Source organism: Terrabacter terrae, assembly GCF_039529575.1.
Taxonomy (GTDB): Bacteria; Actinomycetota; Actinomycetes; order Actinomycetales; family Dermatophilaceae; genus Terrabacter; species Terrabacter terrae.
In genome coordinates, this window is record NZ_BAAANB010000001.1 from 810055 (window position 1) to 827334 (window position 17280).

The following is a 17280-nucleotide window of genomic DNA, read 5'->3' on the forward strand; positions in this document are numbered from 1 at the left end:
GTCCGGACCCTGGATGAAGAACTCAGGATAACAAAGTGGGGGCCCGACGCGCAGGAGAAGACAGATTGTGTATGCGGTCCCGCAACGAAGTGCCCCGGGCCGGCCGCGCGGGTGGCGGGGTCACGAGCAGCGCTTGACCTGTCCCGTCACGGCGCGTGAGGTCGTGCGGACCGTCGCGGACTGGGTCGTCGTCTCCTGGGCGCTCGCCGGCAGGTGCACGGTCGTGGTCCCCACCGGCGAGAAGTCGATGGCGAGCGCCTCGACGGTGCAGGTCAGCGCCGTGCCGCCAGGCCGGTAGACCTGGAAGTCGACCCGCACCTGCTGGTCGCTGACGACCTTGTAGCCCATCGTCTGCCACGAGGGCTGGCCCAGGGTGGCCGACAGCCCGAACCAGACGGCGAGGGCGATGCCCCCGAGGATGCCCACCGTGCCGATGACCCACCACTTCAGCTGGCCGGGAGCGGGGCGGGGCAGGGTCGGTCGGGACGGCATACGGGGTCCTGGCGGTTCGAGCCCGCGCGGGAAAGGGCGCGGGGGAGTGAGAGGATGGCAGTCGGGTCCAGTCTCTCCCATGACAGTGCGGCGAGGGGCGGCGGCCCGGGCATCGGGCGGCCTCGGGAAGACGACGGGGCGCCGGCGCCCACCCACCGATCACTGCTGACGAACAGGGAGCCACGTGGCCGAGGGCATGCGTTTGATGGCGGTGCACGCGCACCCCGACGACGAGTCGAGCAAGGGCGCCGCGACGACGGCCAAGTACGTCGCCGAGGGCGCGTCCGTGATGGTCGTCTCGTGCACGGGCGGCGAGCGCGGCGACATCCTCAACGAGAAGCTCAAGGACGACCCACACATCCTGCGCGACATCGCCCAGGTGCGGCGTGACGAGATGAAGGCCGCCCAGGAGGTGCTCGGTTGCGAGCACACCTGGCTCGGCTTCGTGGACTCGGGGCTGCCCGAGGGCGACCCGCTGCCGCCGCTGCCCGACGGCTGCTTCGCTCTCGAGGACCTCGAGGTGACCACCGAGGCGCTCGTGCGGGTCATCCGCACGTGGCGCCCGCACGTCATGACGACCTACGACGAGAAGGGTGGCTACCCCCACCCCGACCACATCATGTGCCACACCGTCGCCATGTCGGCGTTCCAGGCGGCCGGTGACCCGACGCGCTTCCCGAACGCCGGCGAGCCGTGGCAGCCGCTCAAGATCTACTACAACGGCGGCTGGTCCAAGCCGCGCCTCGAGGCGATCCACGACGCCATGGTCGCGGAGGGTCTCGAGAGCCCGTATGCCGAGTGGCTGGCCAACTGGAAGCCGCGGCGCTCCGGGCGTCCGACCACGACGATCGCGTGCGCCGACCACTTCGAGACCCGTGACCGTGCGCTCATCGCACACGCGACGCAGGTCGACCCCGACGGCTTCTGGTTCCAGGTGCCGCTCGAGATCCAGAAGCGGGTCTGGGGTGTCGAGGAGTTCGAGGCCGCCCTGTCCTACGTGCCGATCGCCGAGGGTGAGGACGACCTCTTCGCCGGGCTCGGCAGCCCCGAGGAGGCCGACGCACTCGCGACCCGGCCCGGGCTCGAGGTCGTCCACGACGGCCGCGTCACGGAGGAGCCCGTCGAGGAGGAGGCCGAGGAGGCCGAGGAGACCGACGAGACCGAGCGCCGGGCCGGGCACCCGCACGGCGACAGCTCCGACACCCACCTCGACGAGCCGGAGGCGAAGGCAGGCACCGAGTCCGAGTCAGAGTCCGAGTCAGAGAAGGCGGAGCTCTGATGGGTGGCAGTGGCAACCTCCCGGTCGGCCCCGGCATCTGGGGCTTCATCGCCTTCTTCGTGCTGGCCGTGGCGCTGTGGTTCCTGGTGCGCAACATGAACGGCCGGCTGCGCCGGATGGCCTACCGCGACCGGGACGAGGCCGACCAGCTGCACACCGACGACGCCGACGGCACGCGGGTCATCGGCAGCGGCGACGCCGAGGCGCCGAGGGCCGGCCAGGGCGTCGACCCCGGCACCGACGACGGCACCCACAACGGCACCGAACAGGGCGGCGACCAGGTCGACGGCGGCCCCGCGCCCCGCTCCTGAGGGACCCGACGGGCCCGGCGACACGGCATACGCCCTCCGGTGCACAGCACACGACGAACGCCCCGGCGATGGCCGGGGCGTTCGGGCGTCGGAGGGGCAGGCCGTGCGGGCCGGCCGCTCTCAGGCGAGTGCGCGCGTGCCCACCACGGCGAGCGTGACGGCGGTGAAGTGCGTGACGAAGCCGCCCAGGGTGAAGGCGTGGAAGACCTCGTGGAATCCGAACCAGCGCGGCCACGGGTTGGGCCTCTTCGTGCCGTAGACGATGCCGCCGGCGGTGTAGAACAGGCCGCCGAGGCCGATGAGCGAGCCGATGAGCGGGCCGCCCTCGCGCCAGAAGGGCACGACGTAGAAGACGGCCGTCCACCCCAGCGCGAGGTAGAGCGCGGTGTAGAGCCAGCGCGGGGCGCCCACCCAGAAGATGCGGAACAGCACGCCCGCGACGGCGCCGCCCCAGATCAGCACGAGCAGCAGCCGAGCCTGGTCCGTGGGCAGCAGCGTCACCGCGAACGGCGTGTAGGTGCCGGCGATGATGAGGTAGATGTTCGAGTGGTCGAACCGCTTGAGCAGGCCCGACATTCTCGGCCCCCAGGTGCCGCGGTGGTAGACGGCCGAGACACCGAAGAGCAGGGCCGCGCTGGTCATGAAGACGAGGGAGGCGGTGCGCACGGCACCCGGCTCGGAGACGAGCACGAGGACCAGGCCGCCGAGCAGCGCGAGCGGGAACATGCCGAGGTGCAGCCAGCCGCGCAAACGTGGCTTGACGATCGCGACGAGCTCGGCGACGGGGGCGCTCGAGGGCTCCTCGACGGGAGACTCGGGAGGGTGGCTCATGCCCCGAGTGTAACCTACGGGACCGTAGGTTACGGATGCGTAGGTTGTCGGCTTTCTGCCTTCACCAGTCCTTCACGCAAGCCTCGCAAACGCCCCGCGCCGGCCTCGCCAGGTCCCTGAGGAGCGAGGGGTACGGTGGGACCGCGGCCCGCTCGGGGGCTGCTCGTGACCGGTGCGAACCGGTGGCGGCCGGTCGAGTCCACGAGGAGGCCCGGTGGGGTGGCGCGACGTGGTCTACGGCGCATACGAGCGTCGAGTCCTCAAGGACCTCCCCAAGGAGGCGCTCCCGCGTCACGTGGCCGTCATGCTCGACGGCAACCGGCGGTGGGCCCGCGCCCGCGGCGCCGGCACGGCGAGCGGGCACCAGGCCGGCGCCGACAAGATCGAGGAGCTGCTCGAGTGGTGCCGGGAGGCCGGCGTCGAGTACGTCACCCTCTGGCTGCTGTCCACCGACAACCTCCGCCGCGCCGAGGAGGAGCTCGCCCCGCTGCTGAAGATCATCGAGACGGCGGTGGCCGACCTCGCCGAGTCCGGACACTGGCACCTGAAGGTCGTCGGGGCGCGCGACCTGCTGCCGCCCGAGACGGTCGCGAGCCTCAGCGCGTCCGCCGAGCGCACCGAGGACGTCGAGGGCATGACGGTCAACGTCGCCGTCGGCTACGGCGGCCGCCGCGAGATCGCCGACGCCGTGCGCGACCTGCTGCTGTCGCGGGCCGCCAAGGGCGAGACGATCGACCACATCGCTGCCGAGCTGACCGTCGAGGACATCGCGGAGCACCTCTACACCAAGGGCCAGCCCGACCCCGACCTCGTCATCCGCACCTCGGGGGAGCAGCGGCTCAGCGGGTTCCTGCTCTGGCAGAGCGCGACGTCGGAGTTCTACTTCTGCGAGGCGTACTGGCCCGACTTCCGCCACGTCGACTTCCTCCGCGCACTGCGGGCGTATGCCGGCCGGCACCGCCGCTTCGGAGGCTGAGCGGGCGGTCCGCGGCGACCACGACCCGCGGTGGGGAGTGCTCCCCATTGTCCGGGTCGCGGGGGTTGCGTAGGTTTCGGTTTCGGGTGGGCCGCGGCGGCACCGCGCGTCCAGCGGGTGCAGGGCGCGGCCGGCCGTAGCGCGAGGCACGCGACGACCACGTCAGGGGAGCAGGCAGCATGGCGATCTACAAGAAGGGCGCCGATCCGGTAGCGCTGCGCGCGTCGGCGGAGCGGCTCACGGGGCATGCCCGCGAGTGCGACGGCGTGAAGTCGGAGGCCAGCCGGGCCGTGCACGCCCTCCGCGGGCAGTGGGGCGGGTCCGACCTCGACCACCTGATGGAGCGGTGGGCCCCGGTGGAGGCCCAGCTGACGCAGTTCGGGTCCGACCTCGGCAAGCTGGCGGAGGCGCTGCGCCGCAACGCCGGCGCCCAGGACACGACGAGTGGCGGTTCGGGCTCCGGCGGCGTAGGTGGCCCCGGTGGGTCGGGCGGACCGGGCGGCGGCATCCCCGGCTACGACCTCATCAAGTCGCTCTGGAGCCCCGTCAAGGGCCTCGGCACGGCCGTCGGCCTGCTGGGCACCGGGATGAAGGTGCGTAACTTCCTGTCCAACCTCTCCAGCTGGGACCAGGACCTCGGGCTCTTCAAGAACCTCTCGCAGGCGTGGAAGACGGGAGAGCTGGCCGAGTTCGGCAAGGCGCTGAGCCCCAAGAACTGGGGCGACCTGCCCACGTTCCTCCCGGCCCTGTCCGAGGGCGGCGCGCTCGCCCGCACGGTCGGCACGGTCGGCAGGGCGCTCGGCCCGCTCGGAGTGGCCTTCGGTGGTTTCACCGTCGCCAACGACATCTCGCAGGGCAACTACGGCAGGGCCGGCTACGACTCGGTGATGACCGGGCTCGGGGCCGCGGCCCTGATGACCCCGCCGCCCGTCGACGTCGTCTGTGGTCTCGCAGCCGGTGGCATGGCCGTCGGCCAGCTGGTCCACGACAACTGGGGCGCGATCTCCGACTTCACGTCCGACGCCGCGGACGCGGTCGGTGACGTCACCTCCGACGCCGTCGACGCCGTGGGTGACGTCGCCTCCGACGCCGGGCACGCGATCAGCGACGTCGCCGACAAGGTGTGGCCGTTCTGAGCGGAGCACCACCGATGATGAGAACCGCCCATGCCACCACGACACGACCCGACCCGACACGACCCCGGACCGACCCAGCAACGACCGAGGAGAACCCATGGCTGACCCGATGAAGGGCACCCCGCTCGAGGGCTTCGAGCTGCCGGCCGAGGTCTTCGGCCTCGGCGCGGCCGAGCTCGCCTACCTCATGTCCCGGCACGAGACCCCTGCCGGCGAGCGCTCGCGCCGCCTGCTCATGCTCGACCCGCGCTCGGCCGACGACGCCGCGCTGCTCGCCGGCGCCTCGAGCCTGGTCTCCCGTGGCTGGCTCCGCCTCCAGGACGACGGGAGGGCGGAGTCCCTCTCCAACGCCGCGCTGGTCGAGTACGCCGTCGGCGCGGCCGTGCGCTGGACCCGGATCGGCCTCGTCGGCGAGACGGTGAGCCAGCTCGACGTCGCCGTGCTGGTCGAGTCCGACACCGTCATCGCCCTGATGCAGCCCCGCCAGCTGGCGTCGTGGTTCATCCGCCTCGGTGATCGCGAGGGCAGCACGGGCTCGCTCGTCACGGACCTGGTGCGGGAGCGCTTCGTCGCTGATCCGCAGGCCGGAGTGCTCGTCGAGGTCCAGACCCTCGAGGGCAGTCGCAACCTCGCCATCCGCCGCTCGGGCTCCGGTTTCGAGGCGCTCGCCGACGTCGCGGGGCCCGGCACCGGAACCGGTGGCGTCGTCGACGCCGACGGCCTCGAGGACGCTGTGTCCGCGCTCTACCGCGAGGAGGTCAGCGCATGAGCAACCCGACGCCCCAGCCCTCGACCTCGGCCGGCGGGCAGCCGCCTCAGCAGCCGCCCAAGGAGCCGTTCGCGTACGTCAGCCAGGAGCGTGGACTGCTGACGCTCAAGATCCGAGAGCCGCTCGCCATGGGCCTGTTCTTCCTGGCGTTCACGGTCCTCGGGATCATCTTCTTCTTCATGGTCAAGAAGGGCGCCGACCAGGGTGCCGAGGGCGCCATGGGCGTTGCCTACCTGATCCTCGCCGTCTTCGGCGGGCTCGGTGTGATCGGGATGGCCATCGCGTCGGCGCGCTGGCGCTGGAAGCGCGAGTACGTCCGCGTCATGGGCCGATCGCCCTGGGCCTGACGTGTGCCTGAGGTGTGCCTGACGTGTGCCTGACGTGTGCCTGACGCGGTCCTGAGCATCGGTCGACCGCCCGGGTGCCCGGCACGCCGGAGCCCCGCCGTCCCCGGTGTCCTCGCCGCGATGCGCACCGGTCGATCCCGCTGCTGACCTCGTTCAGGCCCCAGCCGTTGCGCACCCCGTCAGCGGACGCGATGCGGCTGCGGCAGTCGCGGTGTCCCGCCACCCGGCCGGGTCCTCTCCTGGGCGGCTGGCCAGGGGAGGGGGACGGGGGGAGTCGTGGAACGCGGGAGACAGCGGGTGACGGCTCGGCGGCGCCCGGTCACGGCAGCGTGAACTCGTGGTGACACGTGATCAGCGCGCGCGTCGTTGCCTCGCACCGTCGGCGCGGGGTCGTACCGTCATCCCAACGGCCGACACCCGTCGGACGTCGCCAGGAGGCCCACCCATGGAGCTATCGCTCAGGACGGAGGGCCGGGCACCCTGCCACCCTCTCGTGGCCGCCCGGCACCTCGGGAGCGACTAGGCGCGCGAGGCGCGCCGCGTAGGGAGTGGCACATGGCACGTACGACCCGTCAGGTCACGTCGGACCCCGCCAACAGCACCACCGAGCCGGCCGCGGCCTCCACACGCGCCACCGCACACCGCACGTCACCCAGCACCCGCACGACGGCACGCGCCCGCGAGCCCGAGCGCAAGACGTACGTCCTCGACACGTCGGTGCTGCTGTCCGACCCGCGCGCCATGCTGCGCTTCGCGGAGCACGAGGTCGTGCTGCCGGTCGTCGTGGTCACCGAGCTCGAGGGCAAGCGCCACCATCCGGAGCTCGGCTACTTCGCCCGGCAGGCGCTGCGCCTGCTCGACGAGCTGCGGGTCAGCGAGGGGCGCCTCGACCGGCCCGTCTCGGTCGGCACCGACGGCGGGACGCTCCGGGTCGAGCTCAACCACACCGACCCCTCGTCGCTGCCTGCGGGTTTCCGGTTGGGCGACAACGACACCCGCATCCTCGCGGTGGCACGCAACCTCGCCAACGAGGGCGCCGACGTGACGGTCGTGTCCAAGGACCTCCCCATGCGGGTGAAGGCGTCGGCCTGCGGTCTGGAGGCGGAGGAGTACCGCCACGAGCAGGGCGTCGACTCCGGCTGGACCGGGCTGCAGGAGCTCGAAGTCACGACCGACGAGCTGGACCAGCTCTACGACCGTGGCCGCGTCGAGCACGCCGGCGCCGCCGAGCTGCCCTGCCACACCGGCCTCGTCCTGCTCTCGCCGCGGGGAAGCGGTCTGGGGCGGGTCGGCGCCGACAAGCAGATCCGGCTCGTGCGCGGGGACCGCGACGCGTTCGGTCTCCACGGTCGCAGCGCTGAGCAGCGCATCGCCCTCGACCTGCTCCTCGACCCCGACGTGGGCATCGTCAGCCTCGGTGGGCGGGCCGGCACCGGCAAGTCCGCCCTGGCCCTCTGCGCCGGCCTCGAGTCGGTCATGGAGCGACGGATCCAGCGCAAGGTCCTCGTCTTCCGCCCCCTCTTCGCCGTCGGTGGGCAGGAGCTCGGCTACCTGCCCGGCACAGAGGCCGAGAAGATGAACCCCTGGGGGCAGGCGGTCTTCGACACGCTCAGCGCGCTCGTGTCGACGGAGGTCGTCGAGGAGATCATGGACCGTGGCCTGCTCGAGGTGCTGCCCCTGACCCACATCCGCGGCCGGTCCCTGCACGACGCCTTCGTCATCGTCGACGAGGCGCAGTCGCTCGAGCGCAACGTCCTGCTGACCGTCCTGTCCCGCATCGGGCAGAACAGCAAGGTGGTGCTCACCCACGACGTCGCGCAGCGCGACAACCTCCGCGTCGGCCGGCACGACGGCGTGGCGGCCGTGATCGAGAAGCTCAAGGGCCACCCGCTCTTCGCGCACGTGACCCTCACGCGCAGCGAGCGCAGCCCGATCGCTGCCCTCGTCACCGACCTGCTCGAGGGCGTGGAGATGTGACTCAGACGGCTGGATCGTGACAGGCGGCGGTCCCCGGGCTCCGGCCCGGGGGCCGCCTTCCACCGTCGCGCGCCACGCCCGCCTGTGGACACCGATTTGCCCCTTGCGTCAATCGATGGCACCGTGGGGCGCTGGAGATCTCGGAACGGTAACGCTCGATCGGGGTGCGAGCGCTGCCGCCAGGGTCTCCTGCCACGTCTGGCGCAATCTCGGGCGGCCACCGCCTACGCGTCCTCGCGCCGGACTCCCTATACCCAGGAAGGCGTGAGTTCTGTCCATGGCACGGTATGAAGGCCGGCACCGCAGCGCACCGGCCCCCTCGACCGCTCCCCGCTCCGACCTCGCGACCCCCATGGCGCAGTCCGGCAGGAGCTCGGGTCACACCCACGAGCAGGCGTCGAGCGGCGGCCACCCCCTCGGCCATGCCCGCGGCGCCGGCTCCACGAGCAGCGCACGCCGCGGCAAGAACGCCCACCGCAAGCGGCACTTCGGCCGGCCCGTGCTGGCCGGTGCCCTCGCCCTCGGCCTCGGCGCCTCCGGGTTCGCCTACGCCAAGGCCAACGACCTGATGGGCGCCGACACCGCAGCCTTCGTCGTCGGCAACGGCGTCGTGGCGCAGACCGACGAGCTCGCCCGAGCCTCCACCGTCGACACGACCTATCGGGCGGCCGCGTCCGTGTCCCGCAACGAGCGCCGCACCGCCCTCGCCGCGACCGGGGCGCGCACCGCGAAGGAGCTCGAGGCCAAGCAGAAGCTCGCGGCCGCCAAGCAGGCCGAGCAGGCCCGCGCGGCCGCGGCCAAGGCGGCCCGCGACAAGGAGCGCCAGCGCGTCATCGACAACGCCCTGAAGGACCCGCAGTCCGCGGCCCGCATCCTGATGGTCGACCACGGGTGGTCGAGCGACGCCCAGTACAACTGCCTGGTCAACCTCTGGAACGGCGAGAGCGACTGGCGCTGGTCCGCCGAGAACGCGAGCTCCGGCGCCTACGGCATCCCGCAGTCGCTCCCGGCGAGCAAGATGTCCCAGTTCGGCGCGGACTACCGCACCAACCCGCTGACCCAGATCAAGTGGGGTCTCTGGTACATCGAGATGTCCTACGGCAACCCGTGCAACGCCTGGTCCACGTGGCAGGCGCGCTCGCCGCACTGGTACTGACCACACCCGAAGACGACGTATGCCGTGGGGCGGGCTCCGACCGGAGCCCGCCCCACGGCATACGTGCGTTCAGATCTTGCGCAGGCGGACGCGGCGGACCGCGTGGTTCTCGCCCTTGGACAGCACGAGCGTCGCGCGTGAGCGCGTCGGCAGGATGTTCTCGACGAGGTTGGGGCCGTTGATCTCGCGCCAGATGCGGTTGGCGGTCGCCTCGGCCTCGGCGTCGGAGAGCACCGCGTAACGGTGGAAGTAGGAGTCGGGGTCGGAGAAGGCCGTCTCCCGCAGCCGCAGGAAGCGCTCGACGTACCACTTGCGCACGTCGTCGACCCAGGCGTCGACGTAGACGGAGAAGTCGAAGAAGTCGCTGACGGCCAGGCCGGTGCCGCGGACCGGGTGGTTCTCGGGCGCCTGCAGCACGTTGAGGCCCTCGACGATGAGCACGTCGGGCTGGCGCACGGCGATGCGCTCACCGGGGACGATGTCGTAGGACAGGTGCGAGTAGACCGGCGCCGTCACCTCGGCCCGGCCCGACTTGATCTCGGCCACGAAGCGCAGCAGGGCCCGCCGGTCGTACGACTCCGGGAAGCCCTTGCGGTGCAGGATGCCGCGACGCTCGAGCTCGGCGTTAGGGAAGAGGAAGCCGTCGGTCGTCACCAGGGCGACGCGCGGCGTGTCGGGCCAGCGGGCCAGCATCTCGCGCAGGACGCGGGCCGTCGTGGACTTGCCCACCGCCACCGAGCCGGCCACGCCGATGACGAAGGGGGTCCGTGCCGGGCGCTCGCCGAGGAACCCGCTGGTCACCTGGTGCAGCTGGCGCGTCGCGCCGACGTAGAAGTTGAGCAGGCGCGAGAGCGGGAGGTAGACCTCCTCGACCTCCTGGAGGTCGACGGGGTCGCCGAGACCGCGCAGCCGCGCGAGGTCGGCGTCGTCGAGGTTCAGCGGATGGTTCTCGCGCAACCGGGACCAGGCTGCCCGGTCCAGCTCGATGTAGGGGGACGGGATGGCGGCGCCGTTGCTGCCGATGGTGACTTCGACGCCGCTCCCGCCGGTTCCGGTGGATGGCTCCGACACGTGCGCCATTGTTGCGGACGCGGCCCCCGTGCGTGGCGTTGCCCCCGCGCGCGTTCCCTTAGGCTGCTCTCCATGTGTGGAATCGTGGGATACGTCGGCCGCTCGAGCGACGCGACGGCGCTCGACGTCGTCATGGAGGGTCTGGCCCGTCTCGAGTACCGCGGCTACGACTCGGCCGGGGTGGCGCTGGTCGACGGCGACCACGTCGAGACCCGCAAGAAGTCCGGCAAGCTCGCCAACCTCGTCGCCGAGCTCGAGGCCGACCCGCTGCCCGCGTCGACGACCGGCATCGGCCACACCCGCTGGGCCACCCACGGCGGCCCCACCGACCAGAACGCGCACCCGCACCGCGGTGGTCGCGACGGCAAGCTGGCCCTGATCCACAACGGCATCATCGAGAACTTCCACGCCCTTAAGCAGGGCCTGCTGGCCGACGGTGTCGTCTTCACGAGCGAGACCGACACCGAGGTCGTCGCCCACCTGGTCGCCGCCGCCTACGAGCGCGAGCACGACCTGACCGCGGCCATGCGGGCCGTCGTCGCCCACCTCGAGGGCGCCTTCACGCTCCTCGCGATCCACGCCGACCAGCCGGGCGTCGTCGTCGGGGCGCGTCGCAACAGCCCGCTCGTCGTCGGCCTCGGTGACGACGCCAACTACCTCGGATCCGACGTCGCCGCCTTCATCGGGCACACGCGCCACGCGCTCGAGCTCGCCCAGGACCAGATCGTCACCATCACGCCCGACGGGGCCTCCGTCATCAACTTCGACGGCACGCCCGCGGAGGGCAAGGCGTACGAGGTCACGTGGGACGCCGCCGCCGCCGAGAAGGGCGGCTACGCGACCTTCATGGAGAAGGAGATCCACGACCAGCCGCACGCCGTGGCCGACACGCTGCTCGGCCGCACCGACGCCGACGGTCGTCTGGTGCTCGACGAGATGAGCATCTCCGAGGAGCAGCTCAAGGCCGTCGACCGCATCACCATCGTCGCGTGCGGCACCGCCGCCTATGCCGGCATGGTCGCCAAGTACGCCATCGAGCACTGGACGCGCATCCCCGTCGAGGTGGCCCTCGCGCACGAGTTCCGCTACTGCGACCCCATCGTGAACGAGCGCACGCTCGTCGTCTCGATCAGCCAGTCCGGCGAGACCATGGACACCCTCATGGCCGTCAAGCACGCCCGCGAGCTGGGCGCCATCACGGTGTCGGTGTGCAACACCCACGGCTCGACGATCCCGCGCGAGTCCGACGCCGTGCTCTACACGCACGCGGGCCCCGAGATCGCTGTCGCCTCGACGAAGGCGTTCCTCGCCCAGATCACCGCCTGCTACGTCCTCGGCCTCTACCTCGCGCAGCTACGGGGCGGCTCCTTCGCCGACGACGCGCAGTCGGTCATGAAGGAGCTCGCCCAGGTGCCGGGCAAGATCGAGACGCTGCTCGGACGGATGGACCGCGTCAAGGAGATCGCCGGCTTCATGGCCGACACCCGCTCGGTGCTCTTCCTCGGCCGGCACGTCGGCTACCCGGTCGCGATGGAGGGCGCGCTCAAGCTCAAGGAGCTCGCCTACATCCACGCCGAGGGCTTTGCCGCGGGTGAGCTCAAGCACGGGCCCATCGCGCTCATCGAGCCCGGCCAGCCGGTCTTCGTCGTCGTGCCGTCGCCGACGAGCGAGCACGGGCTGCACGGCAAGGTCGTCAGCAACATCCAGGAGATCCGCGCCCGCGGCGCCCGCACCCTCGTCATCGCCGAGGAGGGCGACGAGGCGGTCGAGCCGTTCGCCGACGAGGTGATCCGGGTGCCCGCGACCTCCCCGCTGCTCGCGCCGCTCCTCACGGTCGTGCCGCTCCAGGTCTTCGCGCTGTGGCTGTCCACGGCCAAGGGCCTCGACGTCGACCAGCCGCGCAACCTCGCCAAGTCGGTCACGGTCGAGTGACGTGATCGTCGGGGTCGGGATCGACGTCGTCGACATCGCGCGCTTCGAGTCGACGCTCGAGCGCACCCCGGCGCTGCGCGAGCGCCTCTTCACCGTCGAGGAGCGCCACCTCGGCATCGCCTCGCTCGCCGCACGCTTCGCCGCCAAGGAGGCGCTGGCCAAGTCGCTCGGCGCCCCCGTCGGCCTGCACTGGACAGACGCCCGCGTGGTGACCAACGACGACGGCCGCCCCTTCCTCGAGATCGGCGGCACGGTCCTGGCCCGCGCCGACGACCTGGGGGTGGACTCCTTCCACCTGTCCCTGTCCCACGACGCGGGTGTCGCGTCGGCAATCGTCATCGCGGAGGGCTGATGATCCGGGCACATTCCGTCGAGTCGGTGAGGACCGCCGAGGCTGCGGCCATGGCGAAGCTGCCGGAGGGCGAGCTGATGTCACGGGCCGCGCACGGCCTGGCCGAGGTGGCGGCCGCACGCCTCACCGACGTCGAGGGCACCACCGTCGTCGGCCTCGTCGGCGCCGGCAACAACGGCGGTGACACCCTGTATGCCATCGCGCAGCTCGCCGAGTCGGGCTTCGCCAGCGCGGTGGTGCTGGTCCCGTCCGCAGGCCGCTCGGGCGTGCACGCCGCGGGCCTGCAGGCGGCGGAGTCCGCGGGCGCCGTGGTGCACGTCGCCGCGGACGACGCGCAGGACGCGGTGGAGGCGACCGCGGAGGCCGACCTGGTGCTCGACGGCATCGTCGGCATCGGTGGTCAGCCGGGCCTGCGCCCCGAGGCGGCCCGCCTCGTCGACGCCATCGACGACGACGCGTGGGTCATCGCCGTGGACCTCGCGAGCGGCCTCGACCCCGCGGGCGAGGCGGGCGAGGACGACGCGGTGTGGGCCGACGAGACCGTCACCTTCGGCACTCCCAAGCCGGTGCACCTGCTGCCTGCGGGCGAGGCTGCGACCGGGCGGCTCACGGTGGTCGACATCGGCATCGAGGTCGACGACGTACCGGCCACCGTCGAGCGGTTGACGTGGGACGACGTCGCGAGGATGTGGCCCGTCCCCGACCGGGGCGACGACAAGTACTCGCGCGGGGTCCTCGGCGTGGTGGCCGGCAGCGAGGCCTACCCGGGGGCCGCGGTGCTGTGCTCGACCGCGGCTGCCGAGGCCGGCGTCGGCATGCTGCGCTACGTCGGCACACCGACGCCCGTCGCCCTGGTCCACCAGGCGGTGCCCGAGGCCGTCGTGGGGCAGGGCCGCGTGCAGGCGTGGGTCGTCGGCCCCGGGCTCGACACCGAGGCCGACACCGCCGAGGCGAGGGCCCAGCTCGCCGCGGCGCGCGAGGCGCTCGCGAGCGACCTGCCGGCGATCGTCGACGCGGGCGGCCTCGCCCTCGTCGAGGGCCGGCGCGCCGCTCCCACGGTCCTGACGCCGCACGCCGGTGAGCTGGCCCGGCTGCTCACCCGCCTCGAGAGCGCCCCCGCGGGGACCGATGACCGGACTCAGGGCGGTTCGGGGGCCGCAGCAGGCACGCCCGGGGCCGGAGGTCCCCTGAGTGGTCCCGCAGACGCTGGCACCGAGGTCACCGCCGCCGACGTGAAGGCCGACCCGCTGCGCCACGCCCGTCGGCTGGCCGCCCTGACCGGAGCCACCGTGCTGCTCAAGGGCGCCACGACGCTCGTCGTCACGGAGGGGGAGCCCGTCCGCTCCCAGGCCGATGCGCCGCCCTGGCTCGCGACGGCGGGCGCCGGCGACGTGCTCTCCGGCGTCATCGGCTCCCTGCTCGCCGCAGGCCTCTCGCCGCACGACGCCGCATCGCTCGGCGCCCTGGTCCACGGCGTCTCGGCCGACCGCGCCTCCGGTGGTGGCCCGCTGCGAGCGCTCGCGGTCGCCCACGGCATACGCCCCACGGTGCGCGACCTGCTGGCTCGTGGACGGTCCGCTCCGGCCTGAGCCGGCCGGCGGCTTCTCGGCCGCCGAGCCCCGTTCCCGGACCAGCCCGACGAACTGCGAGACTGCACGCATGAGCCAGATCGACGTCCCCGACGCCGGGCGGACGACCGTGCCCACGAGCGAGGGGGTCACGGTCCGCGACGAGCCGCAGACCCGCGGCCTGACCGTCTGGGCCGAGATCGACCTCGCCGCCCTCGAGCACAACGTGCGCACCCTCCGGGCGCTGGCGCCCTCGTCCGAGCTCATGGCGGTCGTCAAGGCCGACGCCTACGGCCACGGCCTGCTGCCCGTCGCCCACGCAGCCCTGCGCGGCGGGGCGACGTGGCTCGGCACCGCGCAGTTCGCCGAGGCCTTCGCGCTGCGCGACGCCGGCATCACGACTCGCGTGCTGACCTGGCTCAGCGTGCCGGGGTCCGACTTCGCCGGCGCCATCTCCCGCGACATCGACCTCTCCGCGTCCGCGCCGTGGGTGCTCGACGAGATCGCCGCGGCAGCCTCGGCCGTCGGCCGCACGGCACGCGTCCACCTCAAGGTCGACACCGGGCTCGGTCGCGGAGGCGCCTACGGCGCCGACTGGTCGGTCCTCGTCCAGCACGCCGGGGAGCTCGAGGCCGACGGGTCCGTCCGCGTGGTCGGGGCGTGGACCCACTTCGCCTTCGCCGACGCCCCCGAGCACCCCACCGTGCTCGCCCAGCAGGACCGCTTCTTCGAGGCGGTCGCCGAGGCCGAGCGCGCCGGCCTGCGCCTCGAGGTGCGACACCTCGCCAACTCCGCGGCCACCCTCGTGCACCCGTCGGCCCACGCAGACCTCGTGCGTCCCGGCATCGCCATCTACGGCCTGACTCCCGTCCCGCAGGTGGACGACGACTTCGGGCTGCGGCCCGTGATGACGCTCCGTGCACGCCTGGCCCTCGTCAAGGCCCTGCCGGCCGGCCAGGGCATCAGCTACGGACACGCCTACGCGCCCGAGGTCGACACGGTGGTCGGCCTCGTCCCCGCGGGGTATGCCGACGGCGTGCCCCGCAACGCCAGCAACGTCGGCCCCGTGCTCGCCGACGGCCGTCGCACGACCATTGCCGGTCGTGTCTGCATGGACCAATTCGTCCTCGACCTCGGTCCCGGCTCGCGAGCCCGCGCGGGAGACGTCGTGACCCTGTTCGGCGGCGCACCGGGGGAGCCGACGGCCCAGGACTGGGCCGACGCCACCGACACCATCAGCTACGAGATCGTCACCCGGCTCGGTGCCCGGGTCCCGAGGCTCTACGTGGGCGGCGCGGAGGCCGGCGAGTGAGCCCGCGCCGCAACCCCGTCCTCGGGATCGCGGCCGCCACGCTCGGCGTGGCCGCCGGTGTGGCGGCCGGCATCGCCGCTGACCGGGCCGGCAAGCACCGAGCCGCGATGGAGGCGCTCGAGACGCCGGAGCTGCTCGACATCACCCCCGACGAGGAGCACGTCGTGCTCACGGACGACGGCGTCACCCTGCACGCCGAGGTCGACCTGCCGGCTGCCGAGGCGGCGCGCGCGGCAGCCGAGGGCGCCACCCTCCACGGGCGCCCGGAGGAGCTGCCCACCGTGGTGCTCACGCACGGCTACTGCCTCAGCCTGCGCTGCTGGGTCTACCAGCGGCGCGCGCTCAAGGCCGCCGGCTACCGCGTCGTCAGCTGGGACCAGCGCGGCCACGGGCGTTCCGGCCGTGGTGAGAAGGACAGCTACACCATCGAGCGGCTCGGCGAGGACCTGCACCAGGTGCTCCAACAGCTCGTGCCGGAGGGTGACATCGTGCTCGTCGGCCACTCGATGGGCGGCATGACGATGCTCGCGCTGGGCGAGCAGCGAAGCGAGTTCGTCGTCGAGCGGGTCGTCGGCGCGGGGTTCATCGCCACGAGCGCCGGCGGGCTCATGCTCGCCAACGGCGGCCGGGTCGCGACGTTCGGCCGCCTGATGCTCGAGCGCCTGGGGCCCGGCTTCCTCGCGTCGCTGGCCGAGCGGCCGGAGCTGGTGAAGCGGGTGAGAAGGGTGGCCCGCGACTTCGAGGACTTCCTCGTCGAGCAGAACTCGTTCGCCTCCCCGGTACCGCGCTCGGTCGTGCGCTACACCGCCGACATGCTCCTCAGCACCCCGCTCGACGTCGTCAACGACTACCTCCAGACCTTCGACGGCTTCGACAAGCGGCCCGCGCTGCTGGAGTTCCAGCACGCCGTCGTCCTCGTCTTCAACGGTCGCGAGGACATCCTCACCCCGCCGGCGCACAGCGAGCTCATCGTCGAGGGCATCCCGGGCGCGGAGCACATCGTCGTCAACGACGCCGGCCACGTGATCATGCTCGAGCACCCCGACCTGCTCGACGCCCATCTCGTCCAGCTCGTCGACCAGTCGGCCCGCGCCCGGGTCGAGCAGCTCGACGTGGCGCGGCAGCCGCACGTACGCCGCGTCGTCACCGACGTCGCGAAGAACCGCCGCCTCAAGCGCCTGGAGAAGGAGGCAGCCGAGCTGGCACGCGCGCGCCGCGGCAGGTCGGGCCGCTCGAGGTCCGCGCGTCCCAGGGGGGCGTGACCCGTGCAGCGTGAGGTCCGGTGGGTCACCACCGACGACACCCAGGACTTCGGTCGGCGGCTCGGCGCCCTGCTGCGCGGCGGTGACGTCCTCGTGCTCACCGGCGACCTCGGCGCCGGAAAGACCACGTTGACGCAGGGCATCGCCGAGGGCCTCGGGGTGCGCGGCCCGATCACCTCGCCGACGTTCGTCATCGCGCGGGTGCACCCGTCGCTCGTCGGTGGCCCGGCGCTGGTGCACGTCGACGCCTACCGGCTCGGCTCGGCCCTCGAGCTCGACGACCTCGGCCTCGACGCGGACCTCGACGAGAGCGTCACGGTCGTCGAGTGGGGAGCCGGGCTCGCCGAGCAGCTCAGCGACGCGCGCCTCGAGCTGACGATCGTCGGCGACGACGTGCGCACGGCACGCCTCGTCGGGGTGGGCGCCCGCTGGGACGCCGTCCTCGAGGCCGTCGCGCCCGTCCACTGAGCAGCACCCGGCTCGGTCGTGGGGTGGAACCCGGCCGACCG

At 72.6% G+C, this 17280-nt stretch carries 17 protein-coding genes; 14 read left to right on the forward strand and 3 right to left on the reverse strand.

All coding sequences use genetic code 11. The annotated features are described in order from the left end of the window. Window positions 1-120 precede the first annotated feature (120 nt). A complete protein-coding gene (locus ABD194_RS03700; RefSeq protein WP_343987697.1) occupies window positions 121-492 on the reverse strand; it encodes a DUF4307 domain-containing protein in 372 nt (123 codons plus the stop codon). A gap of 184 nt (window positions 493-676) precedes the next feature. Here ABD194_RS03700 and mca point away from each other — a divergent pair, with 184 nt between their 5' ends. Then, the gene (gene mca / locus ABD194_RS03705; RefSeq protein WP_343987701.1) at window positions 677-1771 is read left to right on the forward strand and encodes a mycothiol conjugate amidase Mca; all 1095 of its coding nucleotides are present in this window, start codon (window positions 677-679) and stop codon (window positions 1769-1771) included. Next, a complete protein-coding gene (locus ABD194_RS03710; RefSeq protein WP_343987704.1) occupies window positions 1771-2082 on the forward strand; it encodes a hypothetical protein in 312 nt (103 codons plus the stop codon). The genes mca and ABD194_RS03710 overlap by 1 nt, the downstream gene beginning before the upstream one ends. Window positions 2083-2202: 120 nt before the next feature. Here ABD194_RS03710 and trhA read toward each other — a convergent pair whose 3' ends face one another. After that, window positions 2203-2913 (reverse strand): PAQR family membrane homeostasis protein TrhA, encoded by a 711-nt coding sequence (gene trhA, locus ABD194_RS03715; RefSeq protein ID WP_343987707.1) that lies wholly within the window; start codon window positions 2911-2913, stop codon window positions 2203-2205. A 214-nt stretch (window positions 2914-3127) separates the two neighbouring features. Here trhA and ABD194_RS03720 point away from each other — a divergent pair, with 214 nt between their 5' ends. From ABD194_RS03720 to ABD194_RS03745, 6 genes are all read left to right on the forward strand, one after another. Further along, entirely contained in the window at window positions 3128-3889 is a 762-nt protein-coding gene (locus ABD194_RS03720; protein WP_343987711.1) for an isoprenyl transferase, read from the forward strand. 179 nt (window positions 3890-4068) lie between these two features. Beyond that, window positions 4069-5025, forward strand: coding sequence for a WXG100 family type VII secretion target (locus ABD194_RS03725; protein WP_343987714.1), 957 nt, complete (start codon window positions 4069-4071; stop codon window positions 5023-5025). A gap of 97 nt (window positions 5026-5122) precedes the next feature. Next, entirely contained in the window at window positions 5123-5794 is a 672-nt protein-coding gene (locus ABD194_RS03730; RefSeq protein ID WP_343987717.1) for a hypothetical protein, read from the forward strand. Beyond that, window positions 5791-6141, forward strand: coding sequence for a hypothetical protein (locus ABD194_RS03735; RefSeq protein ID WP_343987720.1), 351 nt, complete (start codon window positions 5791-5793; stop codon window positions 6139-6141). The genes ABD194_RS03730 and ABD194_RS03735 overlap by 4 nt, the downstream gene beginning before the upstream one ends. Window positions 6142-6882: 741 nt before the next feature. Continuing rightward, entirely contained in the window at window positions 6883-8118 is a 1236-nt protein-coding gene (phoH2, locus tag ABD194_RS03740; protein WP_425579945.1) for an RNA 5'-3' helicase PhoH2, read from the forward strand. A gap of 277 nt (window positions 8119-8395) precedes the next feature. Then, a complete protein-coding gene (locus tag ABD194_RS03745; RefSeq protein WP_343987726.1) occupies window positions 8396-9274 on the forward strand; it encodes an aggregation-promoting factor C-terminal-like domain-containing protein in 879 nt (292 codons plus the stop codon). 69 nt (window positions 9275-9343) lie between these two features. Here the strand turns inward: ABD194_RS03745 and coaA are convergent, their stop codons facing one another. Next, a complete protein-coding gene (gene coaA, locus ABD194_RS03750) occupies window positions 9344-10354 on the reverse strand; it encodes a type I pantothenate kinase (protein ID WP_343987729.1) in 1011 nt (336 codons plus the stop codon). Window positions 10355-10417: 63 nt separating this feature from the next. Between coaA and glmS the strand changes: the two genes are divergently transcribed. The 6 genes from glmS to tsaE all read left to right on the forward strand — a co-directional run bounded on the left by glmS (window position 10418) and on the right by tsaE (window position 17239). Further along, complete coding sequence (glmS, locus tag ABD194_RS03755) at window positions 10418-12277, forward strand: glutamine--fructose-6-phosphate transaminase (isomerizing) (protein ID WP_343987732.1); 1860 nt, start codon at window positions 10418-10420, stop codon at window positions 12275-12277. 1 nt (window position 12278) lies between these two features. Beyond that, the gene (locus tag ABD194_RS03760; RefSeq protein WP_343987735.1) at window positions 12279-12629 is read left to right on the forward strand and encodes a holo-ACP synthase; all 351 of its coding nucleotides are present in this window, start codon (window positions 12279-12281) and stop codon (window positions 12627-12629) included. Further along, a complete protein-coding gene (locus tag ABD194_RS03765; protein WP_425579936.1) occupies window positions 12629-14218 on the forward strand; it encodes a bifunctional ADP-dependent NAD(P)H-hydrate dehydratase/NAD(P)H-hydrate epimerase in 1590 nt (529 codons plus the stop codon). The genes ABD194_RS03760 and ABD194_RS03765 overlap by 1 nt, the downstream gene beginning before the upstream one ends. 70 nt (window positions 14219-14288) lie before the next feature. Then, on the forward strand, window positions 14289-15509 hold the full coding sequence (gene alr, locus ABD194_RS03770) for an alanine racemase (protein ID WP_343987742.1): 1221 nt from the start codon (window positions 14289-14291) through the stop codon (window positions 15507-15509). After that, window positions 15506-16771: an alpha/beta fold hydrolase gene (locus ABD194_RS03775; protein ID WP_343987746.1), complete on the forward strand. Its 1266-nt coding sequence runs from the start codon at window positions 15506-15508 to the stop codon at window positions 16769-16771. Before alr ends, ABD194_RS03775 begins: the two co-directional genes overlap by 4 nt. A 3-nt stretch (window positions 16772-16774) precedes the next feature. Continuing rightward, window positions 16775-17239, forward strand: coding sequence for a tRNA (adenosine(37)-N6)-threonylcarbamoyltransferase complex ATPase subunit type 1 TsaE (gene tsaE / locus ABD194_RS03780; protein ID WP_343987749.1), 465 nt, complete (start codon window positions 16775-16777; stop codon window positions 17237-17239). Window positions 17240-17280 lie beyond the last annotated feature (41 nt).

Coding starts and splice junctions, on each gene's coding strand:
- ABD194_RS03735 (WP_343987720.1), top strand. CDS start 5,791: ATGAGCAACCCGACGCCCCAGCCCTCGACCTCGGCCGGCGGGCAGCCG.
- coaA (WP_343987729.1), bottom strand. CDS start 10,354: ATGGCGCACGTGTCGGAGCCATCCACCGGAACCGGCGGGAGCGGCGTC.
- trhA (WP_343987707.1), bottom strand. CDS start 2,913: ATGAGCCACCCTCCCGAGTCTCCCGTCGAGGAGCCCTCGAGCGCCCCC.
- phoH2 (WP_425579945.1), top strand. CDS start 6,883: ATGCTGCGCTTCGCGGAGCACGAGGTCGTGCTGCCGGTCGTCGTGGTC.
- glmS (WP_343987732.1), top strand. CDS start 10,418: ATGTGTGGAATCGTGGGATACGTCGGCCGCTCGAGCGACGCGACGGCG.
- alr (WP_343987742.1), top strand. CDS start 14,289: ATGAGCCAGATCGACGTCCCCGACGCCGGGCGGACGACCGTGCCCACG.
- ABD194_RS03765 (WP_425579936.1), top strand. CDS start 12,629: ATGATCCGGGCACATTCCGTCGAGTCGGTGAGGACCGCCGAGGCTGCG.
- ABD194_RS03700 (WP_343987697.1), bottom strand. CDS start 492: ATGCCGTCCCGACCGACCCTGCCCCGCCCCGCTCCCGGCCAGCTGAAG.
- ABD194_RS03710 (WP_343987704.1), top strand. CDS start 1,771: ATGGGTGGCAGTGGCAACCTCCCGGTCGGCCCCGGCATCTGGGGCTTC.
- ABD194_RS03725 (WP_343987714.1), top strand. CDS start 4,069: ATGGCGATCTACAAGAAGGGCGCCGATCCGGTAGCGCTGCGCGCGTCG.
- ABD194_RS03745 (WP_343987726.1), top strand. CDS start 8,396: ATGGCACGGTATGAAGGCCGGCACCGCAGCGCACCGGCCCCCTCGACC.
- ABD194_RS03730 (WP_343987717.1), top strand. CDS start 5,123: ATGGCTGACCCGATGAAGGGCACCCCGCTCGAGGGCTTCGAGCTGCCG.